The organism is Hippea maritima DSM 10411 (assembly GCF_000194135.1).
GTDB lineage: Bacteria > Campylobacterota_A > Desulfurellia > Desulfurellales > Hippeaceae > Hippea > Hippea maritima.
In genome coordinates this window covers 586,431-611,874 of the sequence record NC_015318.1, presented here as the reverse complement: position 1 = coordinate 611,874, position 25,444 = coordinate 586,431, and the positions used below count along the sequence as shown (strand labels likewise).

At 37.9% G+C, this 25,444-nt stretch carries 26 protein-coding genes, 2 tRNA genes and 1 other RNA gene; 20 read left to right on the top strand and 9 right to left on the bottom strand.

Features of this window, described 5'->3' with window-relative positions:
• The first annotated feature begins 4 nt into the window (after positions 1-4).
• From flhA to HIPMA_RS03025, 19 genes are all read left to right on the top strand, one after another.
• Positions 5-2,077, top strand: coding sequence for a flagellar biosynthesis protein FlhA (gene flhA / locus HIPMA_RS03110; protein ID WP_013681614.1), 2,073 nt, complete (start codon positions 5-7; stop codon positions 2,075-2,077).
• Positions 2,074-3,270, top strand: a complete 1,197-nt coding sequence (gene flhF / locus HIPMA_RS03105; RefSeq protein ID WP_013681613.1) for a flagellar biosynthesis GTPase FlhF — start codon at positions 2,074-2,076, stop codon at positions 3,268-3,270. Before flhA ends, flhF begins: the two co-directional genes overlap by 4 nt.
• Positions 3,263-4,120: a MinD/ParA family protein gene (locus tag HIPMA_RS03100; RefSeq protein WP_013681612.1), complete on the top strand. Its 858-nt coding sequence runs from the start codon at positions 3,263-3,265 to the stop codon at positions 4,118-4,120. The genes flhF and HIPMA_RS03100 overlap by 8 nt, the downstream gene beginning before the upstream one ends.
• A gap of 5 nt (positions 4,121-4,125) precedes the next feature.
• The gene (locus HIPMA_RS03095) at positions 4,126-4,800 is read left to right on the top strand and encodes a cytochrome c biogenesis CcdA family protein (protein ID WP_013681611.1); all 675 of its coding nucleotides are present in this window, start codon (positions 4,126-4,128) and stop codon (positions 4,798-4,800) included.
• A gap of 56 nt (positions 4,801-4,856) precedes the next feature.
• The gene (locus tag HIPMA_RS03090) at positions 4,857-6,467 is read left to right on the top strand and encodes a methyl-accepting chemotaxis protein (protein WP_013681610.1); all 1,611 of its coding nucleotides are present in this window, start codon (positions 4,857-4,859) and stop codon (positions 6,465-6,467) included.
• Between the two features lie 9 nt (positions 6,468-6,476).
• Positions 6,477-7,751 (top strand): phosphoribosylamine--glycine ligase, encoded by a 1,275-nt coding sequence (gene purD, locus HIPMA_RS03085; protein WP_013681609.1) that lies wholly within the window; start codon positions 6,477-6,479, stop codon positions 7,749-7,751.
• On the top strand, positions 7,748-8,065 hold the full coding sequence (locus HIPMA_RS09865) for a nitrous oxide-stimulated promoter family protein (protein ID WP_013681608.1): 318 nt from the start codon (positions 7,748-7,750) through the stop codon (positions 8,063-8,065). Before purD ends, HIPMA_RS09865 begins: the two co-directional genes overlap by 4 nt.
• Before the next feature lie 50 nt (positions 8,066-8,115).
• Entirely contained in the window at positions 8,116-8,589 is a 474-nt protein-coding gene (locus tag HIPMA_RS03075) for a thioredoxin family protein (protein WP_013681607.1), read from the top strand.
• Between the two features lie 12 nt (positions 8,590-8,601).
• Positions 8,602-9,816 carry an EAL and HDOD domain-containing protein gene (locus HIPMA_RS03070; RefSeq protein ID WP_013681606.1) on the top strand — a complete coding sequence of 405 codons (1,215 nt, stop codon included), beginning with the start codon at positions 8,602-8,604 and terminating at the stop codon, positions 9,814-9,816.
• A gap of 56 nt (positions 9,817-9,872) precedes the next feature.
• Positions 9,873-9,967, top strand: a tRNA-Ser gene (locus tag HIPMA_RS03065).
• A 21-nt stretch (positions 9,968-9,988) separates the two neighbouring features.
• Positions 9,989-10,065: transfer RNA gene (locus tag HIPMA_RS03060), tRNA-Arg, on the top strand.
• Between the two features lie 23 nt (positions 10,066-10,088).
• Positions 10,089-10,188: signal recognition particle sRNA small type (ffs, locus tag HIPMA_RS09380), an RNA gene on the top strand.
• 22 nt (positions 10,189-10,210) lie between these two features.
• Positions 10,211-11,464 (top strand): DNA polymerase III subunit gamma/tau, encoded by a 1,254-nt coding sequence (gene dnaX, locus HIPMA_RS03055; RefSeq protein WP_013681605.1) that lies wholly within the window; start codon positions 10,211-10,213, stop codon positions 11,462-11,464.
• 36 nt (positions 11,465-11,500) lie between these two features.
• Complete coding sequence (locus HIPMA_RS03050) at positions 11,501-11,830, top strand: YbaB/EbfC family nucleoid-associated protein (protein ID WP_013681604.1); 330 nt, start codon at positions 11,501-11,503, stop codon at positions 11,828-11,830.
• A 14-nt stretch (positions 11,831-11,844) separates the two neighbouring features.
• Positions 11,845-12,435 (top strand): recombination mediator RecR, encoded by a 591-nt coding sequence (gene recR / locus HIPMA_RS03045; protein ID WP_169309464.1) that lies wholly within the window; start codon positions 11,845-11,847, stop codon positions 12,433-12,435.
• Positions 12,436-12,460: 25 nt separating this feature from the next.
• Positions 12,461-13,036 (top strand): 2-oxoacid:acceptor oxidoreductase family protein, encoded by a 576-nt coding sequence (locus HIPMA_RS03040; RefSeq protein ID WP_013681602.1) that lies wholly within the window; start codon positions 12,461-12,463, stop codon positions 13,034-13,036.
• The gene (locus HIPMA_RS03035; protein ID WP_013681601.1) at positions 13,037-13,381 is read left to right on the top strand and encodes a 4Fe-4S dicluster domain-containing protein; all 345 of its coding nucleotides are present in this window, start codon (positions 13,037-13,039) and stop codon (positions 13,379-13,381) included.
• 18 nt (positions 13,382-13,399) lie between these two features.
• Positions 13,400-14,590 carry a transketolase C-terminal domain-containing protein gene (locus HIPMA_RS03030; RefSeq protein WP_013681600.1) on the top strand — a complete coding sequence of 397 codons (1,191 nt, stop codon included), beginning with the start codon at positions 13,400-13,402 and terminating at the stop codon, positions 14,588-14,590.
• Between the two features lie 3 nt (positions 14,591-14,593).
• The gene (locus tag HIPMA_RS03025; protein WP_013681599.1) at positions 14,594-15,544 is read left to right on the top strand and encodes a thiamine pyrophosphate-dependent enzyme; all 951 of its coding nucleotides are present in this window, start codon (positions 14,594-14,596) and stop codon (positions 15,542-15,544) included.
• A 20-nt stretch (positions 15,545-15,564) separates the two neighbouring features.
• On the opposite strand, the gene HIPMA_RS03020 is transcribed toward HIPMA_RS03025, so the two are convergent.
• Genes HIPMA_RS03020 through HIPMA_RS02995 form a run of 6 tightly spaced genes read right to left on the bottom strand, consistent with a single transcriptional unit; the run spans position 15,565 to position 21,297 of the window.
• A complete protein-coding gene (locus HIPMA_RS03020; protein ID WP_013681598.1) occupies positions 15,565-16,776 on the bottom strand; it encodes a bifunctional folylpolyglutamate synthase/dihydrofolate synthase in 1,212 nt (403 codons plus the stop codon).
• Positions 16,773-17,102, bottom strand: coding sequence for a holo-ACP synthase (gene acpS / locus HIPMA_RS03015; RefSeq protein ID WP_013681597.1), 330 nt, complete (start codon positions 17,100-17,102; stop codon positions 16,773-16,775). The genes HIPMA_RS03020 and acpS overlap by 4 nt, the downstream gene beginning before the upstream one ends.
• Positions 17,087-17,818, bottom strand: coding sequence for a pyridoxine 5'-phosphate synthase (locus HIPMA_RS03010; protein ID WP_013681596.1), 732 nt, complete (start codon positions 17,816-17,818; stop codon positions 17,087-17,089). The genes acpS and HIPMA_RS03010 overlap by 16 nt, the downstream gene beginning before the upstream one ends.
• Positions 17,815-19,302 carry a bifunctional aminoglycoside phosphotransferase/ATP-binding protein gene (locus tag HIPMA_RS03005; protein WP_013681595.1) on the bottom strand — a complete coding sequence of 496 codons (1,488 nt, stop codon included), beginning with the start codon at positions 19,300-19,302 and terminating at the stop codon, positions 17,815-17,817. Before HIPMA_RS03005 ends, HIPMA_RS03010 begins: the two co-directional genes overlap by 4 nt.
• On the bottom strand, positions 19,283-20,431 hold the full coding sequence (gene rnhB, locus HIPMA_RS09095; protein ID WP_013681594.1) for a ribonuclease HII: 1,149 nt from the start codon (positions 20,429-20,431) through the stop codon (positions 19,283-19,285). The genes HIPMA_RS03005 and rnhB overlap by 20 nt, the downstream gene beginning before the upstream one ends.
• Positions 20,410-21,297 carry a damage-control phosphatase ARMT1 family protein gene (locus tag HIPMA_RS02995; protein WP_013681593.1) on the bottom strand — a complete coding sequence of 296 codons (888 nt, stop codon included), beginning with the start codon at positions 21,295-21,297 and terminating at the stop codon, positions 20,410-20,412. Before HIPMA_RS02995 ends, rnhB begins: the two co-directional genes overlap by 22 nt.
• 69 nt (positions 21,298-21,366) lie before the next feature.
• Here HIPMA_RS02995 and HIPMA_RS02990 point away from each other — a divergent pair, with 69 nt between their 5' ends.
• Positions 21,367-22,875 (top strand): potassium channel family protein, encoded by a 1,509-nt coding sequence (locus HIPMA_RS02990; protein ID WP_013681592.1) that lies wholly within the window; start codon positions 21,367-21,369, stop codon positions 22,873-22,875.
• Here the strand turns inward: HIPMA_RS02990 and HIPMA_RS02985 are convergent.
• Genes HIPMA_RS02985 through HIPMA_RS02975 form a run of 3 tightly spaced genes read right to left on the bottom strand, consistent with a single transcriptional unit; the run spans position 22,853 to position 25,434 of the window.
• Positions 22,853-23,620, bottom strand: coding sequence for a molybdate ABC transporter permease subunit (locus HIPMA_RS02985; protein ID WP_013681591.1), 768 nt, complete (start codon positions 23,618-23,620; stop codon positions 22,853-22,855). The genes HIPMA_RS02990 and HIPMA_RS02985 overlap by 23 nt on opposite strands.
• Positions 23,621-24,676, bottom strand: a complete 1,056-nt coding sequence (locus HIPMA_RS09090) for an ABC transporter ATP-binding protein (protein ID WP_013681590.1) — start codon at positions 24,674-24,676, stop codon at positions 23,621-23,623.
• Positions 24,676-25,434 carry a Rossmann-like domain-containing protein gene (locus HIPMA_RS02975; protein WP_013681589.1) on the bottom strand — a complete coding sequence of 253 codons (759 nt, stop codon included), beginning with the start codon at positions 25,432-25,434 and terminating at the stop codon, positions 24,676-24,678. Before HIPMA_RS02975 ends, HIPMA_RS09090 begins: the two co-directional genes overlap by 1 nt.
• Between the last annotated feature and the right edge of the window lie 10 nt (positions 25,435-25,444).

Below are 25,444 nucleotides of genomic sequence, written 5' to 3'. Positions count from 1 at the left end.
TGATATGGATAAGGAATTGAATCTAAAGAGTATAAAACTCAGCGATTTCAGTGTAGTATTAACAGTAGTAATTGTATTTGCCGTTTTGGTTATACCTTTGCCCGGTTTCTTAATAGATTTCCTTGTTTCGACCTCATTTGCTTTAGCTCTACTTATATTTTTTATAAGCGTTTATGTCCAAAAACCGCTCGATTTTTCAACATTTCCCTCAATACTACTTGCCGTAACGCTGTTCAGACTCTCTCTAAATGTAGCAACTACAAGAGCGATACTTTTGCATGGAAGTCAATCACCAGAAGCTGCAGGTAAAATGATAGAAACATTTGGTTATTTTGTTGTTGGAGGCAACTATGTAGTGGGTTTAATAGTATTTATAATCCTTGTAATTATAAACTTCGTTGTTATAACCAAGGGAGCCGGCAGGGTCGCAGAGGTTGCAGCAAGGTTCACACTTGATGCAATGCCTGGCAAACAGATGAGTATAGACGCAGACCTAAATGCAGGACTTATAGACGAAAAAGAAGCAAGGAGAAGAAGGGACGAAATAGCTCGCCAGGCCGATTTTTACGGCGCAATGGACGGTGCCAGTAAATTCGTAAGGGGTGATGCCATAGCTGGCCTTCTGATTACAGCAATCAACATTATAGGTGGCATTATAATAGGTGTTCTGCAACATCACATGAGCCTATCGGCTGCAGCGAGTAGATATACTGTTTTAACAATTGGAGATGGTCTTGTAAGCCAACTACCAGCTCTAACTGTATCCACAGCAGCAGGCATAATAATAACCAGAAGCTCAGAAGAAGCTAATCTTTCAACTAATATAGTCAATCAACTCATCAACCAATACCAAACCCTATACATAGCAGCCATAGTTCTTGCAATAATGGCGTTTGTGCCGGGCATGCCTACATTTCATCTTCTAATACTGGCTGCTGTGCTCTCAGGTATAGCCTACTCTATATCCTCAACAAAGAAGAAAAGGGAAGCAGAAGAGGAAGTAGAGCAAGCAAAAGCTGAAGAGCCAGAGGAGGAGATTACTGTAGAATCTATAGAGGAGGCAATAAAGGTTGACCTACTTGAACTAAAGATCGGATACGGCCTGATAAGTTTTGTTGAAGAACAGAATGGCGGCGGATTAATAAAGCGCATCAAATTAATGAGAAAACAGATAGCCACAGAACTTGGTGTCATAATACCCTCAATTAGAATTAGAGACGACTTAAATTTAGACAGAAACGAATATGTATTTCTGATAAAAGGAGTTGAAGTTGCAAGGTATAGCGTTTATCCAGATAAATTCCTTGCAATGAAGCCTGGAGGTAGCAAAGACATTGAAGGCATACCTACAAAAGAACCTGCCTTCGGACTTGATGCTATATGGATAGATGCAAAGGACAAAAGCTCGGCCATCGTAAAGGGTTACACAGTAGTAGATCCTATAACAGTAATCATAACACACTTAACAGAGTTGGTAAAAAGCCATATCTCAGAGATATTCACAAGGCAAGATGCAAGCAAACTTTTAGATTCTATAAAAGGCGATTATCCTAAAATCATCGAAGAACTTACATCTCAACTATCGCTTGGTGTAATTCATAAAATATTGAAAAACCTGCTTAATGAGGGCATACCCGTGAGGGATATGATAACAATAGCTGAGACACTCTCAGATTATGCAGCATACACAAAAGACCCAGAAATTTTAACAGAATATGTAAGAGCTGCACTGGCTAAACACATTACCAACAAATACAAAGATGAAAACAACACTATAAATGTAATAACTTTAGGAAGCAACGTAGATGGTATAATCAACGCAAATATAAAGGAACAAGGTGGCATGACATATCTTGATTTGCCACCAAATATATCCGAAAAACTACTTGAAAAAACACAAGAGGCCATTTCTAACGCTGTGGAAAACGGTATAGAACCAATTATCTTGACATCACCCAAAATAAGAAGATACTTTAAAGGTTTCATCGAGAGGTTCTTCCCGAGGGTACCTGTTATCTCATATGCAGAAATAGCTGAAGGTATTCAGATAAAAAGTATTAGTAGTATAGAGTTATGATAGTAAAAACATACAGAGCCCCTACAATGCCAGATGCGATAAAAAAGATAAAGGAGGACTTAGGGGAAGATGCCGTTATTTTATCCTACAAAAAGGTAAAACAGGGCTCTTTCTTTTCGTTCTTTAAAAAAGAAGTATATGAGGTTACAGCTGCAATAGATGAAAAACCTCCAAAACAAGAAAAAAACTTTAAAAACGTTGTAAAAAAATATACGGGTTCGGATATTCCAACCAAAAAAGAAAATGAGGCGGATAAATTAGAGGAAAGGATAAAAAAGTTAGAACAGCTAATACTATCCGCTGGAAAAGAAAGTATAGAAAAACTCGTGGGGGACATTAAAAATGACATAAATGACTTAAAAACAGCGATAAATTATGTAAAGAAAACAGAAGAGGTAGATATATCAAAAATCCCATTAGGAATGAATAAATATTTCACCTACATGTGCGATCTGGGGATAAAGAAAAAATATGCCTACAAAATAGCTTTAGGACTTTATAGAAACATAAACAAATCCAAACTCAACGACGAGGAATACGTAAAAGAATACCTTTCTATAGTTATATCGCAATTCTTCAAACAAAGTAAACCAAAAAAGAAAAATATAGTTCTACTCGGCCCTACAGGTGTCGGTAAAACCACAACCCTGGCCAAATTAGCGGCAATTTACAAACTAAAACAGGACAAAAAGGTCGGTATAATCACCACAGATACATATCGCATAGGAGCTGTGGATCAACTTCTAAATTATGCAAAGATAATGGACATACCGGCTATAGTAAGCATAACCAAAGAGGATTTTAAAAATGCATTAGAAGAACTTAAGGATATGAACGTCGTTTTGGTAGATACAGTAGGCAGGAGCCCTCAGGATATAAAACGTCTAAATGAGTTATTCGGTATATTCAAAAATGAAGACAGGCTACACCTATCACTTGTAATGGCGGTCAATACAAAGGAAGAAGACTGTCTCAACATACACAAGCGCTTTGGGATTTTACCTATAGACGATTTAATATTTACAAAGGTAGATGAAACAAAAACTCCAGGCAGCATGCTAAATCTTGTTGTAAAACTAAAAAAACCTGTATCATATGTGTCATTTGGGCAAGATGTACCAGATGATATAATGGAGGCTCAACCTCTAAAAATCTCCTCTTTAATAATAAAAGGAGAGGTAAAAAATGGCTGATCAAGCTGAGAAATTAAGAAAGATGGTTAATGAAAAAAACAAAGACAAGAAAAAAAACAGGGTAATAGCATTCACAAGCGGTAAAGGTGGTGTCGGTAAAACAAATATTGTTGCTAATACAGCATATCTATTAAGTAGCATAGGCAAAAAGGTTATTGTATTTGATGCAGATTTAGGCCTTGCAAATATAGATATTCTACTTGGACTAAAAAGCAAATACTCACTTATTAATGTAATAAAAAACGGCAAAAAGATGAAAGACATAATGATAAAGGTAAACGACAATTTTCATGTTATACCGGCAGGTAGCGGTGTTGAGGAGATAGCAAATATAAACGAACCCGTCTTTTCTAAAATAAAAGATGAAATGCTTGAAATAACAAAAGATACAGATATCCTTTTAATTGATACAGGTGCTGGTATATCAAGAAAGGTAACATTCTTTCTAAAAAGTGCAGAAGAAATTGTCACAATAGCAACCCCAGAGCCTACATCCGTAGCTGATGCATACGCAATAATAAAAATAGCATCAACAAACTACAAAAAAGACAATATAAGCATATTTATTAATATGGCAAAAAATCCTCAAGAGGCAGAAAATACTTACAATAACCTAAATAAGATATGCAAGAATTTCCTAAAAAAGGAATTTAAAAGTGCTGGATTTGCTGTTATGGACAAAAACCTACCATTAGCCGTTAAACAACAAAAACCAATAGCTCAGCTATACCCAAACTCAAACTTTACAATAGCCATAAAAAAGTTTATAAACAACATGTTTAAAGAAAGTATTAAGGTAAAAGAAAATCCCATTGCGCGCTTCTTTGCGTCGCTATTTGGAGGAGGTTAGATTTTATGAGCATAAGTTTGATGTGGGGTTCTTTTTTTGCTGGAATCTTAAGTTTTTTTTCCCCTTGTATCTTTCCTCTGATACCTGTATATATATCCTTCGTAACAGGCCACAGCCTTGAGGATTTAAAAAGCAAAAGCCAAACTCAGCCTTTGATTATATTTGCAAAAACAACTGTATTTATATTTGGCTTTGCATTGATATTCATCACAATGGGTGCAGCATCAAGTAGCATAGGCACATTCCTGCTAACAAATAAGATACTATTTGCAAAAATATCAGGCTTTATCTTAATCTTCTTTGGCCTTCAACTCAGTGGTTTGATAAACATAAAAATCTTAACCCAAACAAAAAGACTAACGGCCTGCATGCCATCACATGGATTCATATCATCATTTGTTTTTGGTGTTATTTTCGCATTTGGATGGAGTCCATGCGTTGGACCAATGCTCTCTTCCATCTTGCTACTTGCAGCAGATGCAAACAGCGTAAAGGAGGGTGTTATACTACTTTCCTTATACTCATTGGGCATAGGTTTGCCATTTCTGGCTTTCTCGTTCTCTATAAATTACTTCTTCAAAGTTTCAAAAGCCCTAAAAAGGCTTGACCTTTTACAAAAAGCAAGTGGAGTTATGCTAATACTTGCCGGGGCATACTTGATATACAACGGTGGATTTTAACACTTGAAAAGTATCACCTTGACATTAAATTTAGGATAAAAATTGGGAGGTGGTCTATGAAAAACATCTCGGTTAAAAACTTGATTCGTGGAAGCCTTGCGTTGATACTGTTTGGATTTATCATAGCCACAGTCTATACCTTCTCCGTCATAAACAAGAACAAAACACAAATAAACAGCATCTACTACAGAGACCTAATCCAGGTTCAGATATACCACCAAATAGAAGAAAACTTCAATAAGGGTGAAAAACTACTCTTAAAGTCATACACACTACACAGTAGAGACTTACTTAATCAGGCAAAAGCATATTTTACAAAGATAAACGAAATTATAGAGAACAATACAAACAAATACTCATCAATCCTAAGCAACACTGAAAAATCAAGGCTCTATAATCTAAAATCATCAATAGATAGTCAACTAAACCTTGCAATAAAGCAAATAGAAAATTCCATATCTACGGGTAAAATTACTCCAGAGGAACTAAACAGAATAGATAAAATGACCCTATCTATAGAAAAACAGATAACCAATCTTACCCGCTCAAGGATAGCTACAATGAGGTCAACAATGGATAGCTTAAAATCTAGCCTAAACGCAACAAGTATGGTACTTTTGGTTATTTATTTCATATTGGCAGGTCTTTTAATGTTTGGGTATGTAGCTATAAAAAACTATTTACTCAACCCCTTGCTTGATGTTTCTGTGATAATCAGTCAATTCAAAGAAGGAAAACTCAATGTAAGCTTCAAGATAGATTCAAATAATGAAATAGGAAAACTAAAACAAGACCTAAATGACATGGCAAAAGCACTTGAAGTAATGGTCAAAAATATTAAACAAGCAAGTGATGTAATGTTAGAACACTCAACAAATCTATCGTCGGCTGCTATTGAGATGTCAGCTACAAACGAACAGACAACAAGAAGTATGGAGGAGATTGTTCATGCCATAAATGACACAACTCAAGCGATTAATGGCATAGCAAAATCGGCCGAGAATGTCGCTCAATTGGCGAATACGATTGGTGAGGTTAATCAAAAAATGATCGATGACATCGAACAAAGGGTTAAAAATATGGATATAAACGCAAAATTAGCTGAAGACACGATGCATCAGATAAACGTGGTAGGGGAATCATCTAAAAATATTGGAAAGATCGTTGATGTCATTAGCGACATAGCAGACCAGACAAATCTTTTAGCATTAAACGCCGCAATTGAGGCAGCAAGGGCTGGCGAGGCAGGCAGGGGCTTTGCCGTTGTTGCCGATGAGGTTAGAAAGTTAGCAGAAAAAACCCAAACATCAACAGAAGAGATCAGAAACATGATAACACAGATGCAGATAGATGTTGATAAAGCCATAGAAAAAACAAAGAACACTCAGGATAGTATATTGGCTGAAGCTGAAGCTATACAGAAAAACAAAGACCACATAAACGAGGTTGTTGAAAGAACCAATCAAACCATAGAAGAGATAAACTCAACCAGTGCCGCTATAGAGGAGATCTCGGCAACGGTTGCTGAAATAGACGCCCAGGTTCAAGAGGTAACAAACGCAGCTAAGGAAAATACGAAGGCAGCAGAAAACGTATCGAGAGCCTCTGTTGAGCTTAAGGAAATAGCACAAAATGTATCTGATGCAGTAAATAGATTTGAAGTATAAGGAGGAGAAATGAAAATAGCTATAGTTGGCGGAGGCGGAAGGGAGCACGCTCTGGCATGGAAAATAAAACAATCCCCACTATGCGATAATTTATTTTGTCTACCAGGAAATGCAGGAACGGCAGAAATTGCCACTAATATAGATATATCGGCAGAGGATCTAGATGGAGTTGTTGGGTTTTGCAAAGAAAAAGCCATAGATTTGGTGGCCATTGGACCTGAAAACCCATTGGCCGACGGGATTGTGGATAGGCTTTCTGAGGTCGGAATAAAGGCATTTGGCCCATCTAAGAAGGCAGCCCAGCTTGAGGCAAGTAAATCATTTACAAAGGATTTTTTAAAAAAATACAATATACCTACAGCAGAATACGAAACATTCACCAGCTTTGAAGATGCAAAAGCATACATAGAAAAAAAGGGGGCGCCCATAGTTGTAAAGGCAGATGGGCTTGCAGCTGGCAAAGGTGTTACCGTTGCTAAAACCAAAGAGGAAGCTATCAAAGCATTGAAATCAATATTTATAGAAAAAAGATTCGGCGAGGCTGGAAACAGAGTTGTTATAGAAGAATTCTTGGAGGGGGAAGAAGCTTCGTTTTTGGTATTCAGTGATGGTGAGAATATACTGCCAATGATAGCAGCCCAGGATCACAAACCGATATACAACAACGACGAAGGACCAAATACAGGCGGAATGGGCTCATACGCCCCTGCACCCATAGTAGATGAAAATCTCAAACAATACATCATAGACAATATAATGAAAAAAGCTATAGACGGAATGAAAAAAGAGGAGGCACCATATAAAGGTGTATTGTATGCGGGATTAATGATAAAAGATAAGAAACCATACGTCCTTGAGTTTAACTGCCGCTTTGGAGACCCTGAAACCCAGGCTATTCTTCCGCTACTTAAAAGCGATATTGTACAAATCATGCTTGCAACAATCGAGGGCAATCTCAATAAATACTCATTAAGCTGGAAAGAGGGCTATGCCGTGGGGGTTGTTTTGGCAAGCGGCGGATACCCACTAAGTTATGAAAAAGGCAAACCTATAATCGGTCTTGATAAGATAGTTGAATTAGATGATGTCATCGTATTTCATGCTGGAACAAAACTAAAAGATGGACAAATTCTTACCAACGGCGGCAGGGTATTAAACGTTGTAGGAATGGATAAAGATTTTAGGACAGCACAGGAAAAGGCGTATAATGCAATAAAATTCATACACTTTGACAGAATGCATTACAGAACAGATATAGGAAACAAAGCCTATAAGTATCTGTGAAAAAAGAAAAACGCATAAAAAAAGATGAAAAAATATTAAAAAAGTTTATAGAGGTGTATTGTAAGGAAAACCATATAAAAAAAGGCACTAAGGTGTACAGGGATGGATATTGTAAGGAGTGTTATGAATTGCTCCAATACTCACTCGAAAGATTATACAATTGCCCGCTTGATCCCAAACCGCAATGCAAGCATTGCAAAATCCACTGTTACAAGCCTCAAATGAGGCAAAAAATCAAAGAGGTTATGAAATTTAGCGGCATGTACTTTCTGAAACGGGGAAGACTTGATTGGATTTTTCACTACTTCTTTTAGATTTAATTTGCTATACTATCAAATGATATACTGTTTTAGGAGGGAATAAGTTGTTAAGGAAGCTTTTTTTCATTTTTATCGTTTCTGCTTTGTTATTCGTATATGGCTGCTCAAAACATCCCAAAAAGACCATAGATATAAAAAGCAATGGCAAGCCTATAGTGTTGATATTCGACAGCACTACATGTCCATATTGCATAAAATTAAACAAAGACTTATCTACAAACGCTCTTTTGAAAGACTATCAAAACAAAATGAAGTTCTACTTCATTCATATAGACAAAGATAACTATTACACTATTAAAACCTCAAAAGGCAAACTAAAACTTGACACGGCAAGTCTGGCAAGGATGTTTGGGTTTAGAGGTTCAACACCTTATGTTGTTATTACAGATGCCAACACTAAGATAATACTAACAATACCAGGTTATGTAAAGCCAGCTACTATGGCAAAGGTGTTAAAATATATAACAACAAAGGCCTATCAAACAATGAGTATAAACGAATATCTATCAACGCCATAAAGAGCAAGAACAATGGATTTTTTAATAGGCAGACAGGCAATATTAGATAGAAACGGAAAAACATTTGGATATGAGCTTTTATACAGAGAAAGCCTTTCATCCTCTACGTCGGCATCCAATATAGACGGGAATACAGCTACAAGCAGGGTTATAATAAACGCCTTTATAAACTTAGGCATGGATAAAATAGCAAAACAAGGAAAGATATTTATAAATTTCACCAAAGATTTGATCCTGGATAGGGTTTATGAAGCCCTACCCAAAGACAAAATAATCATTGAAGTTTTAGAGGATGTTTTAGCAGAAAATGAGATACTTGAATCACTGAAAAACGCTAAAAAGTTGGGATATACAATAGCTTTAGACGACTTTGTCTTTTTAGAACACCAAAAACATCTTGTAGAACTTGCCGATATCATTAAGATAGATTTTCTCGAACTATCCAAAAAGGAAATAGAAGACCAGATTAAATTATACACGCCTTATAACCTTAAGCTCTTAGCAGAAAAGGTCGAAACAAGAGAAGATTTTGAATTTGCTTTAAAATTAGGCTTTAGTTATTTTCAGGGATTCTTTTTCCAAAAACCAACTATTCAAACCAAAAAGGATATATCACCCTACCAGGCAACCATAATCAAAGCATTAAAAACAATAAATGACCCCAAAAGCACTTTGGAAGACCTTATTAGTTTTATAAGCGGCGACTTATACATGCATACAAAACTTCTATCTTTGGTCAACTCTCCATTTTTTGGCTTAAAATCCAAGGTAAATTCTATAAAAAAAGCTGTATCCATGCTGGGAGAGAAAAAGACTAAAGAATGGTTAAACCTACTCTATGTTTCAAAATTAGCAGAAAATAAACCGCAAGAGTTGATAATTTTATCAACTGTGCGAGCTAAATTTGCATCACTATTAGCAAAATATTTCAACACAGATGAAGAGGTATCTTACATCCTAGGCTTGTTCTCGTTAATAGACTCAATACTTGATGCTCCGATGGAGGAGGTACTAAAAGAGTTCAACTATATAGATAAGAAAATAAAAGAGGCCTTATTAGGTAAAGAAAATGAGTACAAAAAACTGTTGGACTTTATAAAAGCTTATGAAAATGGAGACTTTGAGGCAGCACAAAAGATAGCAAAACAAACAAAACTAAAAAACGAAAATATAAACAATTATTACTTTGAAGCTATAGAATTCTCAGAAAATATCTACATCACCTAAGGCCAATGCCATTCTTGACATTTTTAAAAAATGCTGTTAGTATCAATCCCGCAAGCGGAGAGGTGTCCGAGCCTGGCTGAAGGAGCACGATTGGAAATCGTGTGTAGGGTCACAAACTCTACCGCGGGTTCGAATCCCGCCCTCTCCGCCATTTTAGTTTAGACTCTAAAGGGCGCCCATAGCTCAGTTGGATAGAGCACAAGATTGCGGTTCTTGGGGTCAGAGGTTCGAATCCTCTTGGGCGCGCCATGTTTCTTTTAGCGATGCTCAGCTGGGTGGGCTTGTGCGACACACGCCCTGCTGAACCCCGCCAGGCCCGGAAGGGAGCAACGGTAGGTAGGGTTGTGTGAGCGTGCAATGTCCTGCTCAGCTGGGCATCGCTAAGGGAGATGAAATGTATAAGGTTCTAGCAAGGAAATATAGACCCTCTAAGCTTTCAGAGGTAATAGGCCAGCCCGTAGCCACAACAATCCTAAAAAACGCTATAGAAACAGAGAAACTGCACCATGCTATACTCTTAGCAGGCCCCATGGGTACAGGCAAAACATCATTGGCAAGAATCATAGCTAAATCTCTAAACTGCCAGAACGGACCAACTACAGAGCCGTGTGGTGAGTGCGAAGCGTGTAAAGCAATAGCCTTAGGCAAAGATGTCGATGTAATAGAAATAGATGGAGCATCAAATAGAAAAATAGAGAATGCCCGCAATATAATAGAAAGCGTTAAATACCCGCCACTCAAAAGAAGATTCAAGGTTTACATAATAGATGAAATTCACATGTTTACACTTGAGGCCTTCAACGCCATGCTTAAAACTATTGAAGAACCACCAGAATATGTCAAATTCATATTTGCAACAACGGCCATAGAGAAAATTCCTGAAACAATACTATCCAGATGTCAAATACTTACACTTAACAGGATTCCCAAAAACGAAATAGAAAAGAAGTTAAAATACATAGCAAGCCAAGAAAATATAAAAATAGATAATGAAGCAATAGAGCTTATATCATATGCAAGCACAGGCTCACTTAGGGTAGCAGAAGGCTTTTTGGATAGATGCATAGCATTCAAACCAACGGATACAATTACAAAAGAAGATGTCTCTGTTGTTGTTGGCATTCCAACAAAAGATGTTGTCAATAGTTATGTAGAGTTTATAATCCAAAACAAAGCAAAAGAAGCTTTGGATATAATAAAAAACCTAAATACAATATCATCCAATCTTCAAACATTCACAAAACAGGTTATAGAAAACATCATAGAAAAAGATTTATCAAAAACACAAAAAACAGCACTGATTAACATATATTACAATGCATTAAAAGATATAAAACAAAAAATAGAGCCTACAGATGCTTTAATAGTTGCAACACATAAAGCAATAGCCACAAATGATTTAGAGAGCATTGATATAATTATAGAAAAATTATCCAAAACAAACTCAAATGTTTCCACAGACTTATCCAAAACCCAAACAGAAACTCTTCAACCTATTAAGACAGAAGAAAAGCCCCCAATACAAAACAGACAATATGGCTCAAACACTGAAGAAAAAGAATTCTCAGAAGAAGAGCCTTCAAAAATAGACATAATTTTGAAAACCTTCGGTGGCAAGATAGTAAATATTGAAAAATTAAAAAAATAATATACAATTAATTAAGCTTTAGAAAGGAGTAATGCAATGGCAAAGGGTTTCGGCGGAATGGACTTAAACTCTTTAATGGCTCAAGCAAAAAAGATCCAGAAACAGATAGCAAAGGCTCAAGAAGAAGCTGCTAAAGAAACGGTTGAGGTAAGCGTGGGCGGCGGTATGGTATCCGTTTCCGCAAATGGTTTAGGTGAAATAGTTGATATAAAAATCTCAAAAGAAATAGTGGACCCTGAGGATATAGAAACACTTGAAGATTTGGTTCTTTCGGGTGTAAATGAGGCTATAAGGAAGGCAAAACAACAGATGGATGAGAAAATAGCAGCACTCACAGGGGGTCTTAATATTCCCGGTATGTTTTAATGAAAAATGCTCATTTGAAATTATTGGATGAGTTGAGCTTATATTTAAAAAATATACCAGGCATAGGAGAGAAAAACGCTTCAAAGTATGCTTTCTGGTTAGCAGAACACAAAGATAAAGCAAACTCTATATCTAAACTACTAAAAGAAATATCTGAAAAGGTCAAATCATGCAGACTTTGTTATAATCTAACCGCAAACGAAAATGGTATATGTGATATATGTTCCGATAAATCGCGCGACCATGAAACCGTATGCGTAGTTGAAACTATTGAAAATTTACTTGAAATAGAGACGGCAAATGTATATAATGGACTTTACTTTATACTGGGGGGAGTTATTTCACCTATATACGGAATAGATAGCATTATAAAACGTATAGATTATTTAGTAAGCAGAATACTAAAAGAACAAAAGAAAGAACTCATCTTGGTAATCAGTCCTACAACAGAGGGGGAGTTGACTATGCAATACATAAAAGAAAAACTGAAACCGTCCAATATTAAAATCACAAAGGTTGCAATAGGTGTGCCTGCTGGTGCGGACATAAACTATATAAACAAAAAAACACTCATAGAAGCATTCAAAATGAGAACTGTTGCATAAAACAAATTTTGGTGGGGGTCTAAAGATGTCTAAGAAAATGGATATCAGATGGCACGGAAGGGCCGGACAGGGAGCCGTTACGGCGGCCAAAACATTGGCAGAGTTAATCTCTCAAGAGGAGGGAATATACGCTCAAGGTTTTGCCGTATATGGCGCAGAGAAAAGAGGAGCTCCTGTTGTTGCTTTCACAAGGGTTAACGACAAGCCGATCAGGGATCATTCAGAGTACATGGAGCCAGACATTGTTTTAATTCTGGATCCAACACTAATGGGCTTAATTGATGTAAAAGAGGGTCTAAAAAAAGATGGCAAGGTTATAGTAAACACGGCATTCGACAAAGAAGAGGTTATTAAAGAATTGGGCCTTGAGGGTTATGAAGTTTATGTGGTTGATGCAAACAAGATAAGCATCGAAACATTGGGTAGGGCAATTCCAAACACACCTATGATTGGAGCATTGGCAAAGGTAACAGGCCTTTTCAGCAAAGAAGAGGTATCAAAGGGTGTTGTTGAGCTATTGGAAGAGGCAGGCAAATTCCCTGAGAAAATAATAGAAGGCAATAGAAAGGCTATAGAAACAGCCTACGAGGAGGTAAAGTAAATGGCTGAGAAATTGCTAAAATGGGATGAAGTACTTATTGGCGCAACCATAAAGGACCCTGGTAATTCTAAAAACTACGAAACTGGCTCATGGAGAGTTGAGCGCCCAGTCTGGAATCCAGACACTTGCATTCAATGTATGTTTTGCTGGGTTTATTGTCCCGATAGCTCTATTCTTGTAGATGAAAATGGAAAGATGGCTGGTATAGATTATGACCATTGCAAAGGTTGTGGAATCTGTGTTGAGCAATGCCCAAGTAAACCAAAATCTCTCCAGATGGTTTTAGAGGCCCAGGCAAAAGGTAAAACAGTGGAAGAGTTAAGAAAAGAAGTCTTTTCCAAGTAAAAGCTTAGGAGGAAATAAATGGGTAAAAAAGTAGCATTGACGGGAAATGAGGCTGCCGCCCATGCAATGAGACAGATCAATCCAGATGTTATAGCAGCCTTTCCAATAACACCTTCAACACCTGTACCTCAAGCCGTGGCTCAGTTTATAGCTGACGGTGAAATGGACACAGAGCTTGTTACTGTTGAAAGTGAACATTCTGCAATGAGTGCATGTATCGGCGCAGCAGCAGCCGGTGCAAGGGTTATGACAGCCACAAGCGCAAACGGTTATGCACTTATGTGGGAGATGCTATACATAGCAAGCGGAATGAGGCTTCCAATTGTTATGGCAGTTGCAGCAAGAGCTCTTTCTGCCCCACTAAACATACACGGTGACCATTCAGACATAATGGGTGGAAGGGATACAGGATGGATTCAATTAATATCTGAAAATTCCCAAGAAGCTTATGATAATTTAATTCAAGCAATAAAGATAGCTGAAAACGAGAAAGTAATTACTCCAGCATTAGCTGCATTTGATGGTTTCAATGTATCTCATGCTATTGAAATATGGGAACTTGAGGATGATGCAGCTGTTAAGGAATTTATAGGAAAATATGAGGCTAAGTTTCCACTACTCAATACTGATGATCCTATAACTCACGGTGCCTGGGCTCCACCAGATTGGTACTTCGAACACAAAATGAATCAACTTAAAGGTCTTTTAAATGCAAAAGATGTCGTGACTCAGGTAGGAAAAGATTTTGGCAAGGCTTTTGGAAGGGAGTATGGACTTTATGAGGCATACAAATTAGACGATGCAGACTTTGTTGTTGTCGCTGCAGGCTCTGTATGCGGCACAACAAAGGATGTTGTGGATAATTTAAGAGAAAACGGCGTTAAAGCTGGCTTGTTAAAGATAAGACTATTCAGACCATTCCCATTCAAAGATATTGCAGATGCCCTGCAATCTGCTAAAGCCATAGCGGTTTTGGATAGGGTGTCACCATCAGGTGCTCAAGGTGGACCCCTATTCAACGAGATAAGAAGCGCTTTGTATGATACAGATACAAGGGCTCCTGTAATCAACTACACATACGGACTTGGAGGAAGAGATACCCAGCCCAGGCATATAAACTCTGTGTACGAAACATTAAAGAAAATAGTTGATACGGGTAAGGTTGAAAAACAGTTCGATTGTCTAAACCTAAGAGGAGCATGGGGGTAAGATATGGCTCTGTTAAATGATTTAGCAAAGAAAAAGGAAGGCCTTGTAAGTGGCCATAGATTGTGTCCAGGTTGTACGCACTCAGTTATAGCAAGACAGGTATTTGCGGCAGCTGAGACAGACAAATACGATATAGTTGTTGCGGCAGCTACCGGTTGTTTTGAGGTTTCAACTGGTCTTTATCCATATACAAGCTGGAATGTGCCGTGGATTCATACAGCCTTTGAGAATGCTGCAAGTACAATATCCGGCGTTGAAGCCGCCTATAAAGCCCTAAAGAAAAAGGGTAAAGTCAAAAAAGATATTAGGTTTATAGCATTTGCAAGTGATGGAGGTACATACGACATAGGGTTGCAGGCACTTTCGGGTGCCATTGAAAGAGGGCATCAATTTCTTTATATCTGTAATGATAACAACGCATATCAGAATACAGGAAACCAGCGCTCTTCTGCAACTCCATTTGGAGGCTCTACAACAACATCACCAAACGGTAAAGTTAAATTTGGAAAGGAACAACCAAGAAAAGACATTGTGAGCGTTTTAGAAGGCCATCACATGGAATACATCGCACAGGCTTCACCCTCCAATTGGAGAGATCTAATGAATAAGGTCAAAAAAGCACTTGATGTTGATGGCCCAACATACATAAACGTTATTGAGCCATGTACCACGGGCTGGGGTTTCCCATCTAACAAAGCCATTGAAATAGCACAACTGGCCGTCGATACATGTGTATGGCCGTTGTATGAGGTTATCAAAGGAAAGGTTGTTATCAACTACAAACCAAAGAAAAAACTGCCTGTTGAGGAATACCTAAAACCACAAAGAAGGTTTGCGCACCTCTTCAAGAAAGGCAATGAGTATTTAATTGAAGAGTTCCAAAAGCAGGTTGATAGACACTGGGAGTGGCTCTTAAAAAGAGAAGAGTGTGGTATATCCTATTTCGAAGACTAAAAAATAGCCACTGGGGAAGGTTACGGCATAAAGCCGCCCTCCCCTTCCATTAGATTACACGCTAAGGCCTCGCCAACCAAATATAGCGATCCCGTGATAAGTATGTTTTCATATTCAGAATTGAAGAGTTTGTTTATGCAACTATTTACATCATCAAACAGCTCTGTTTGACATACACCCCTTCTTCTCAAAAAAGCCTGTATATCTTTCGGTTCAACACCAAGCTTATATTTTAGTTGAGGCAACTTTATATTGGGTGATATATCACATAACTTAGTCAAATTCTCCTTCCAATCCTTGGTTGTAAGCGCTGCAAAAACAATAGCGTCAATACGAAAACCAAACCTATCTATAAGCCCGATCAAGTTTTCAACGGCCGAGGCGTTGTGCGCCCCATCCAGTATAAACGCTTTACCATTGGATTCTATAACCTCAAACCTCCCAGGCCAAAAAACCTTTTTTATACTAAAGGGATCTAATCCAAAACCATACCTTTGGTTTAGGAGATCTATGGCAAGCAGGACGGTTGCAACATTGTCTGTATTAACATTAAAAAAGCCCAAATCTTTGGCCCTTTTTACATAATCATCATCAACAAAGAACACCTCTGCATTTACACTATCCTTGATGGTTTTTATAACCGTTTCGGGGTTTTTTGATACAACCCCTAATCTTTTGATAATCTTGCTTTTGGTTAGGGTTATTTTTTCAAGCGTATCACCCAAATGTTTCGTATGGTCAAGTGATATGGATGTCAAAATGCTCAAGATGGGGTCAATCACATTTGTGGCATCAAACTCACCTCCCATCCCTACCTCTAAAACAGCCACATCAACACCAAAATCCTTAAACAGCAAAAATGCCATAGCCGTTAAGAACTCAAAATATGTCAAATGCTCAAAATTCAAACTTTGAACGAACCGGGCATATTCAAGCAATATAGCAAAAGGAACGATTTTACCGTTGATCTTGAAGCGCTCGTTTAACTGAATAAGGTGGGGTGAGGTGTATGTGCCAACATTGTAATCGGCATCAATGAAGGCCTTAGAAAGCATGCTAACAGCACTGCCTTTACCGTTTGTCCCACCCACTAAAATGGATTTAAAGCTATTCTGAGGATTGCCTATCTTATTCAAAAACGACTTAATCCTATCAAGCGACAGATCCATTGCGTATGGATTTAGGCTATTGAGTATGCCGTTTAGCTCTTTGAATGCTTCAATTTCATTCATGGTTTAACGGCAACGGCTGTGGCATAATGTTTCGAGTGGCTTATAGAAACTGCTATATCGGAGGGTTTATTGCGTATAAAAACCATGGGCTTACCACTTTCTGCGTTAACTATCTTCACATCCGAAATCAAAAGCTTTCCAGCATATACCTTTACAACTGCTTCTTTTGCACAAAATCTCCCACACAGCGATGGATAAGGATTCTTCCTAGAGAAACAATAATTCAACTCCTCCTCCGAAAAAACTCTCCTTAGAAACCTATCACCAAACTGCTTATGGGCCTTCTCTATCCTTTCAATCTCCTCTATATCTATGCCAACTTCCATCGTGCCTCGTGTATCAGCTGTCTCATCAAACTTACAGCTTCCTTCATGCCAACAAAGACGCTCTTTGCTATTATGCTGTGGCCAATGTTTAGCTCTTCTATCTCCTTAATCGCGGCAACCGGTTTTACATTCTCATAGGTAAGACCATGTCCTGCATGAACATGCAAACCTAACGATTTAGCATACTTGGCAGCATCGATGAGCTTTTCAAGTTCGAGCCGTTTTTCCATATCGTGTTTTGCATTTGCATAATTTCCTGTGTGGAGCTCTATCGCATCTGCGCCCAAGTTTTTTGCCTGTTCAATCTGCCACTCTTGCGGGTCTATAAACAGGCTTACAAGAATACCCTCACCTTTTAGTCTCTTTATAACCTCCGATACCCTATCGCTGTTTGCCACAACATCCAAACCGCCCTCTGTTGTGATCTCTTGCCTGTTCTCTGGCACAAGCGTTGCCTGGTGTGGTTTTACATCTAAGGCTATCCTGACTATCTCCTCATTTAGGCTCATCTCAAGATTTAACGGAATCTTAACAATCTCCCTTACCTGATAAACATCCCTATCCTGAATGTGGCGCCTATCCTCTCTAAGATGCATTGTTATGCCGTCTGCTAATGCTTCCTGAACAAGCAAGGCCGCGTATATCGGCTCCGGCTCATTGGTTTTTCTGGCTTCCCTTATTGTTGCCACATGGTCTATATTTACACCCAACCTCATCTTAAAATCCCCCCTAAAACCTTCAAATTATCTTCAATCGCAGCTTTGCCATCTAAAATAATTGCATCATCGGGTTTTTCAAGCAACTCCTTTTGTTTTAGATAAATCTCATACCTCCCATCCGATACGCTTTTACCCTTCTCTCTTTTCTTGAAATGCTCCTTGGCTGTTTTATCATCTATATCAATAAAAACAACTATAGGTTTTATGCCGAGCCTTAAAAATCTACTAAAAACAGCCTCTCTCTGGCTTTTCTTCAAAAAAGTGGCATCTAAGATAACGCCTTTGCCTAACCTTGCAAGCTGATAGGCATCATCAATCATCTTTGCATAAACCCTCTCTGTCATCTTAACCGAGTAAATACCACTGCCAAAGTCTGCAAGATCCTTATCATTTACATCCATGCCCGCAAGTCTCTTTCTGATTATATCGCTTGATAGAACCATAAAACCGTATCTTTTGGATAACTCAAGTGCCAGTGTTGTCTTTCCAGAGCCGCTCAAGCCGCTAAAGATAAATACCTTAGGTTTATATTCTTCTGGCAAATAACCGAAAGCCAGATCAAAATACCTGTTGGCCTCATCGGGGTTATCCTGAAAAAAGGCTATCTTACCCCTAACATAGGCTCTGTAAAGCTTGTAAAAATCAAGCACCTCCATCATACCGTTATCTGAGGAATACCCAAGATAGCTTTTCAAAAACAACCCTGATAAATCCCATCGGTTCTTATTTTCAAGATCCATCAACATAAAGGCAACATCGCTTGCCACATCAGAATACCTGAAACGTTCATTGAACTCAATGCAGTCGTATATATAGATGTGATCCTCATCAACTATGCAGATATTCTTAGAATACATATCGCCGTGGCAATCCCTAACCTTGCCCTCCTCTATCCGCTTTTGAAATACATCACCGTTTTGGGCATAAAACCTATCCGTATAGTCTTTAACAGAATCGTATTGAAATTGAGTTATAAATGTTCCTATACCGCCTTTTGTCTGCTCAAAGTTTTCGTCTGTATTGAGCTTATTTGTTTTTAGGCTGCCAAAAGAGGCTATGTAATCATTGGTTGAGGCATTCTTGTGGAAATCTGCTATCTTTCTTGCCAAAACATCAATATGTTTTGAGTTTATCCTATTCTCATCAAGCAGCACATCCATCATCCTACCCTGCGGCATCCTCTTCATCTTCACCGCATAATCAATAACCTCACCATCACCGTCAATCGATATATCACCGTTTTTGTCTGTAATCATGCTAACGCCTAAGTATATTTCCTCAGCAAGTCGCTTATTCAACTCAATCTCTTTTTGGCAGAACTTTAGCCTCTTTTCAATCGTCGTATAATCCAAAAAACCAAAATCCACGGGCTTTTTTATCTTATAGACAAGTTCATTCCCAAGCAAAACCCATGATATGTGGGTCTCAACCATCTCAAATCCATACCTATCTATTAATACATCAATCTGATTTTTCTCCATGTAAAATACCCCTCTTTCTTTTCTGTTCAATATTGGAATAGACGCATCCGCAGTAAGTTTGCCTGTAAAAACCAAATTCCTTGGATAACTCTACAGAGCGCTTAAAACCATCCTTCTTTTTAAAATCCGTATCCTCAAAGGCTATATTGTATTTTGCAGCTAATGCCTCTCCTATTGTTTTTATTTTTTCCCAGCTTTTTAAAGGGCTAACGGATAATGTCGTCGTAAAATAGTCGAAACCCAACTCGCTTGCGAGCCTAACAGACTCCTTCATTCTATCTGCATAGCATAAAATACACCGCTTGCCACCCTCAGACTCGTTTTTGTACATCTTAACTCTATCAATCCATCTTTTAGGGTTGTATTTGCCCACATGGAGCTTTATCTTGTGGTATTGGCAAAGCCTCTCAATCTCTTTTAATCTAACCTCATATTCTCTCTTTGGGTGTATATTGGGATTATAAAAAAACACCTCAACATCATAATTCGCCTTTAATCTTTCTATTACGCTTGTCGCACACGGAGCGCAACATGCATGCAAAAGCAGCCTTGGCTTTCTATTTTTTTTCTCCAATACTCTCTGAATCGGCTTAAAACTAAACCTATGAATTTGGCACGGACCGTATTTTTCAAGCGCAAGGGTATGCGCCTTTGTCCCATAACCCTTATGTTTCTCAAAACCATACTTTGGGTATATATCTGCCACAAGCTCCATATACCTATCACGCCAAACCTTGGCCAGTATGCTTGCTGCTGCGATAGATTTTACCTTTGCATCACCCTCGATTATGGTTTTATACTTTATAGGCAAATCAAATCTATCCTTACCGTCAATGAGTAAAAACGATGGCTTTTCATCCATCACATCTATTGCCCTTTTTATGGCAAGCTCAACAGCTTTAACTATACCCAGCTTATCAATCTCTTTATTTGAGACAACGCCTATGCCATAAATGGAGTTTTCTTTTATAACCCTATAGAGCTCTTCCCTCTTTTTAGGCGAGAGTTTTTTAGAATCGTCTATATCGCCCAAATGGGGGATATCTTTATTTAATATTACGCAGGCTGCAACAACCGGGCCAGCCCAAGGCCCCCTTCCAGCCTCATCTACGCCCGCAGTCTTGCCCATCGCTCGTCGTTTCTTATGAATATCTTAGAAAGCTTTTTAAGACCCAAATAGTGGGCAACGACACTGCATTTTATCAAAAAAAGAAAATAGACCCGCCTATCCTCAAACTCGCTTAAGGTCTCAAAGTTGCCCTGCCCCTTCGATATAACAATATCGGCACTCTCATAAACAGTTTTACACTCACCCTTTGCAAAATCGGGCCAAAACCCAGGGATGAGTTGGCCAGAATCTATTACCTTTGCAATCTTGTCTATTCCAACATAGAGTGCATCCTCTAAGCTAACATCGTTTATTATAGGCCCACCGCGGACAATGATAAATAGCTCTTTTTTAGGATACAACTCCTTTATCGTTTTAAGCAAGATCTTATCAAAAACGATCTCACCGGCATTATCGGCAAGCAGGACAACCCGGTCCGCTTTTTGCAAATCCTTCTCAAACAGGTCAAAATCTGTCAAATCAAGGGGGTTTTTAACAACCTCATCTATGGTGTTTTCAAGACTAAAACTTCCAATCTGTGAACCAAAATCTATTATATTACCAGCCAAGGAAAGCCTTATAGCATAAAGAAGGGGGTCGTTTGCTTGCTCTATTTCGCTTACTGCAAAGTCCTCATACTTCAAGGCTATATCGTTGTATTTTCTCTTTATCTGCTTGTAAGGGTCTTCTATACCCAAGCTCTTTCTGATTGTGCCATACACATCCTCACTAATCAAAGGTGGGGGTAACTCAACATTGATATCACGCAAAATTCTAACCACTTCTTGAGCTGGCCTAAGCAGATGCTGTCTATCTTCATAAAAGAGCCTGCTCGAACGAATAGCTTGGGATATGAAACATTGATAACACTCAGCATGCACCCTCATAGCAAGATGATTATATTATTTTGGCTAAAACTTTCAATTAAAAATAGGTTTGTGTATAATTAATAGGTGATGAAAAAGAATAAAGAGATAGACATCCAAAAAACCTTCTACGGTAGCTCTAAATCGGCTAAGTTATATAGATTTTCCATGCAAATTACAACTGCTATTTCACTACTTGCCATAGTCGGATATGACAACGCTATTCCCATATACATAGGCTCCCCAAAAATTTACAAGATTTTAGAGATTATAACAATTTTTGCTTTTACGTTTGATTTTATTCTAAAAACAATCCTTGCATTCGAGAAGGCAAATCAAAAGAAAAAACCTCAAGTCCGATTAAAAATACCTCTATTCATACAGAAAAAACAGGCAAGTAATTCCAAAGCAGCATGTATAATTTCCTACTTTCTATCTGCAGGCACAATAGCAAATATACTCGCTATAATACCCTATGATTATCTACCATATCCTTACAGAATTCTTATTTTAATAGCAAGAATACTCAAGGGAGCAAGTTTTAGCAAAAGTGTCCAAGAGCTCACAGAAGGATTAAAAGAAAAAGCCTTCGAAATTTCCATTGTATTTGTAATATTTTTCTTTATCATAATGGGTTCATCTATTGTAATGCTTATAGCGGAGGGACACAGAAATCCCAACATACGTTCAATTTTCGATGCTATATGGTGGAGTATTGTTACATTTACAACGGTAGGTTATGGTGATATAACACCTATAACACCTATAGGTCGCGGCGTAGCATCGTTCTTGATGGTAATGGGTATTTCAGGTATTGCGCTCCTAACAGGTATTGTATCAAGTGCTTTTACCGATAGAATATTAAAACTAAAACTCAATACGGAGGAGATTATGGAAAAAAAGATAGAAAAACTGTCTAAACACTTCATTATCTGCGGATTTGGCAGGGTGGGTAAGGTAGTGGCAAAAGAAATGGAAAGGTTTAAAAAGAAATTCGTGATTATAGAGGAAAACCCAGAATCGGCAAGGGAAGCTATAGAAAATGGATATTTGGTTATTATAGGTAGTGCAACCGATGAGGAAATACTTAAAAAAGCAAGGGTAAAAGAAGCACAAGGCATAGCTTTAGTTATGGATTCAGATGCAGATAACATCTACACGCTGATAACGGCCAAAGATGAAAACAAAAACATTCTGGCTGTTGCAAGAGCCAATTCTGAGGACTCAGTAAAAAAATTCGTTAAGTTAGGGGCAAAAACAATATCACCCTACCAATCGAGTGGCTATGATATCTCCAGAATGCTTATATCGCCCAAAACTGCAGAATTGGTCTCAATTGTTATGCAGTCGGATACAACAATAGAAATGGGTGAGTTCTACATAACAAAAAAATCACCATACGCAGGTAAAAAAATAAAAGAAACAGATATAAGAAGCAAATACAATCTCATAATCATAGCTATGATAGGCAAGGACAAAACAACGAAATTCAATCCAAAAGCTAATGACATAATAGAGATAGGTTCAACTTTGATTTGTGTAGGAACAAAAGAAGATATGGAGAAGTTTGAGCAAATTATATCCCAATCCTCTTTTTAGAGAACACCATCTTTACCAGAAAGACACATACAATAGCTAAAACTACAACCAATAAGCTTGCTGCAAAACCGCTCCTAAAATTACCCTCTGTTATTTTCAAATAGATGTTTATAGGAATATTCTCTGTCTTATAGGCTATTCCACCCCCAACAAGAAGAGTCGCACCAAACTCTCCTAAACTTCTAAGCCAACTCAGAATAAGACCTGAAAATATACCATAAAAAGATAACCTAAATGTGGTATCAAAAAATGATTTCATGGGTGAGGCGCCAAGCGTCATAGCTATTCTTTCATAAACAGGAGAAATAAGTTCGAATGCTGTCTTTGAAGATTTAACGGTAAACGGAAAAGAGATAAAAAACTGGGCTATAGCAGCACCCCAAAATGTAAAAACAAAGGAATAAAACCTCTCTACAAACGGACAATTAAAGAGATTTAAAAGTAGAGCACCTACAACTAAAGGCGGAATTACAAGTGGAATGTCAAATAAAATATCGGCAAAACGAGAAAAACTGCTATTGTTTCTTGCCAGATAAAAACCAGCAGGTATACCAAAGACGGCCGAAAGCAAAACAGAAAAAAGAGAGGTTTCAAGTCCAAAAACCACCGCTGATAAAAATTCCTTATCCCCAAGCAACCCTACTAAATCACCAGGGGACACCCCTTCAAAACCATAAATCAGAAGTATACCCATAAAAATAAGCAAAATACTCAAAGGTAAAAGTGCTATCTTCGTAAGTTTCATCTAAAAACCTCTAAATGTTTTGCAGGTGGTTAAGCTATTTCTTTTTAGCGATATTGTTATATTTTTTCCCTTCTTTAGCCCCATTTTATAAACAGCATGGTTGGGTATATTTATAAACAAAATCAACCCCCCCGCATTAAATTCCAAAACTGTATGAGTGCCAACACACTCAATGGATGAAATCTTACCTTTCAGTACATTTTCTCTATCTGAATTATCCGCATTATCCCTTAGAACTAAAATATCCTCTGGTCTTATGCAGCAGTAGTCACCCTCAATCTTCTCAACCTCAAACCAAAAACCCTTTATATTAACAGAATTAGCCGTTTTCCCATCTATTTTAAAGACATTCTTAAAACCCAACGACTCTGCGCTTTCTACATAAATAGGTTTTCTAAAAAGTTCATCTTTTTTTGAGGCCTCCAAAATCAATCCATTTTTTATAATTGCCATATTTTCTGCAAAAGAGAAAGCCTCTTCAAGATTATGACTAACAAAAATTGTAGGTATCTCAAGTTCCTCTACCATTTTTACAAGGAAATACCTGAGTTTTTCTGCAATAGATCTATCCAAGGCACTAAAAGGCTCATCCAAAAGCAACAGCTTAGGTTTTGCCATTAAAGCTCTAATAAGGGCTACTCTCTGTTTTTGCCCTCCCGAAATTTCCTCTGGAAACGCATCAAGGTATTGGCTCAGTTCCGCTTTGTTAACAAAGAATTCAAAAAGAGCCCTATCAAATTCCATTTTTCTTGCCTTGATCGGATATAGTATGTTCTCCTTGATAGTAAGGTGAGGAAAGAGTGTCCATTCTTGGGGCAGGTAGCCTACATTCCTTTTATGCGTTGCTATTTTTATTCCTTTTAAGCTATTGAAAAAACACTCATTTTTAAACCTTATAAATCCATTATCAGGATTATAAAAGCCAGCTATCATCTTTAAAATAGATGATTTGCCCGAGCCCGATGGTCCAAATATCACATTCCTTAAGCCATCAAAATTCAACTCAACTTTTATATTTAGCTTCTCGAATGCTTTAAAAAAGTTTAGCTTTATCATCAATGAGACCTAAAGCATAACCTGTTTAAATTCATCAAAGATGCAACTCCAGCTATAGTAGTTCCATAAAATATAACTATCCTATTCTTATTATCCATTCTTGAAACATTTAAAAGTTCATCTATCGTTCCATTTACAACACTCGAGCCTGTAATCAAAGCCAAAAAACTATTGGCAACAATTTCATTTGAGTAAATTTTACCATCAAGTATTTTAACGCCCTCAAAATCTTTACCTATATTATCCTCATCCAAATCGGCTATCTTTACATTACCTTTACCAAACACTTTTATAGCTGAGCTGGCTAAAGCAGGCTGTAGCCCCACAAGTCCCAATGTCACATTCTCGCCCCAACGTCTAAAAAATCGCTCCATCATCTCATTAGCACACCCCTCTGGTTCGCTATCTTTACAATGTACAGTTCCCCATGTCATATTTAAATAACGCAAAACGGCGTTTATACTTGCAATAACAACAGCCCTATTTCTGTTTGTTTTTAAAGGCAGCTTTAGAACATCACACATGAAACCCTCAAAATCACTGGGCTCATCGGTAAATGCCTGCCCTTTGGCTTCTAAAAATGTGGCCTCAACTAAAACCTCCTTGCCCTTCAGAAGTGGATAATCGTCCCTTGTTGGTTTACCTATAGCCTCATAGGGTTTTAAAGGCCTCATTTTTATCTGAATTCTTTTATCCAAAAGACCGTTTTTCTGCACAATATCCCTAAACTTAAGCAGAGCATCATCTAAAATACCCATATATCCCCCT

Excerpts from the sequence above, each read along its gene's own strand:
- flhA (WP_013681614.1), top strand. The coding sequence starts at position 5 with ATGGATAAGGAATTGAATCTAAAGAGTATAAAACTCAGCGATTTCAGT.
- flhF (WP_013681613.1), top strand. The coding sequence starts at position 2,074 with ATGATAGTAAAAACATACAGAGCCCCTACAATGCCAGATGCGATAAAA.
- HIPMA_RS03100 (WP_013681612.1), top strand. The coding sequence starts at position 3,263 with ATGGCTGATCAAGCTGAGAAATTAAGAAAGATGGTTAATGAAAAAAAC.
- HIPMA_RS03095 (WP_013681611.1), top strand. The coding sequence starts at position 4,126 with ATGAGCATAAGTTTGATGTGGGGTTCTTTTTTTGCTGGAATCTTAAGT.
- HIPMA_RS03090 (WP_013681610.1), top strand. The coding sequence starts at position 4,857 with ATGAAAAACATCTCGGTTAAAAACTTGATTCGTGGAAGCCTTGCGTTG.
- purD (WP_013681609.1), top strand. The coding sequence starts at position 6,477 with ATGAAAATAGCTATAGTTGGCGGAGGCGGAAGGGAGCACGCTCTGGCA.
- HIPMA_RS03070 (WP_013681606.1), top strand. The coding sequence starts at position 8,602 with ATGGATTTTTTAATAGGCAGACAGGCAATATTAGATAGAAACGGAAAA.
- dnaX (WP_013681605.1), top strand. The coding sequence starts at position 10,211 with ATGTATAAGGTTCTAGCAAGGAAATATAGACCCTCTAAGCTTTCAGAG.
- HIPMA_RS03050 (WP_013681604.1), top strand. The coding sequence starts at position 11,501 with ATGGCAAAGGGTTTCGGCGGAATGGACTTAAACTCTTTAATGGCTCAA.
- HIPMA_RS03040 (WP_013681602.1), top strand. The coding sequence starts at position 12,461 with ATGTCTAAGAAAATGGATATCAGATGGCACGGAAGGGCCGGACAGGGA.
- HIPMA_RS03035 (WP_013681601.1), top strand. The coding sequence starts at position 13,037 with ATGGCTGAGAAATTGCTAAAATGGGATGAAGTACTTATTGGCGCAACC.
- HIPMA_RS03030 (WP_013681600.1), top strand. The coding sequence starts at position 13,400 with ATGGGTAAAAAAGTAGCATTGACGGGAAATGAGGCTGCCGCCCATGCA.
- HIPMA_RS03025 (WP_013681599.1), top strand. The coding sequence starts at position 14,594 with ATGGCTCTGTTAAATGATTTAGCAAAGAAAAAGGAAGGCCTTGTAAGT.
- HIPMA_RS03020 (WP_013681598.1), bottom strand. The coding sequence starts at position 16,776 with ATGAATGAAATTGAAGCATTCAAAGAGCTAAACGGCATACTCAATAGC.
- acpS (WP_013681597.1), bottom strand. The coding sequence starts at position 17,102 with ATGGAAGTTGGCATAGATATAGAGGAGATTGAAAGGATAGAGAAGGCC.
- HIPMA_RS03010 (WP_013681596.1), bottom strand. The coding sequence starts at position 17,818 with ATGAGGTTGGGTGTAAATATAGACCATGTGGCAACAATAAGGGAAGCC.
- HIPMA_RS03005 (WP_013681595.1), bottom strand. The coding sequence starts at position 19,302 with ATGGAGAAAAATCAGATTGATGTATTAATAGATAGGTATGGATTTGAG.
- rnhB (WP_013681594.1), bottom strand. The coding sequence starts at position 20,431 with ATGGGCAAGACTGCGGGCGTAGATGAGGCTGGAAGGGGGCCTTGGGCT.
- HIPMA_RS02995 (WP_013681593.1), bottom strand. The coding sequence starts at position 21,297 with ATGAGGGTGCATGCTGAGTGTTATCAATGTTTCATATCCCAAGCTATT.
- HIPMA_RS02990 (WP_013681592.1), top strand. The coding sequence starts at position 21,367 with ATGAAAAAGAATAAAGAGATAGACATCCAAAAAACCTTCTACGGTAGC.
- HIPMA_RS02985 (WP_013681591.1), bottom strand. The coding sequence starts at position 23,620 with ATGAAACTTACGAAGATAGCACTTTTACCTTTGAGTATTTTGCTTATT.
- HIPMA_RS09090 (WP_013681590.1), bottom strand. The coding sequence starts at position 24,676 with ATGATAAAGCTAAACTTTTTTAAAGCATTCGAGAAGCTAAATATAAAA.
- HIPMA_RS02975 (WP_013681589.1), bottom strand. The coding sequence starts at position 25,434 with ATGGGTATTTTAGATGATGCTCTGCTTAAGTTTAGGGATATTGTGCAG.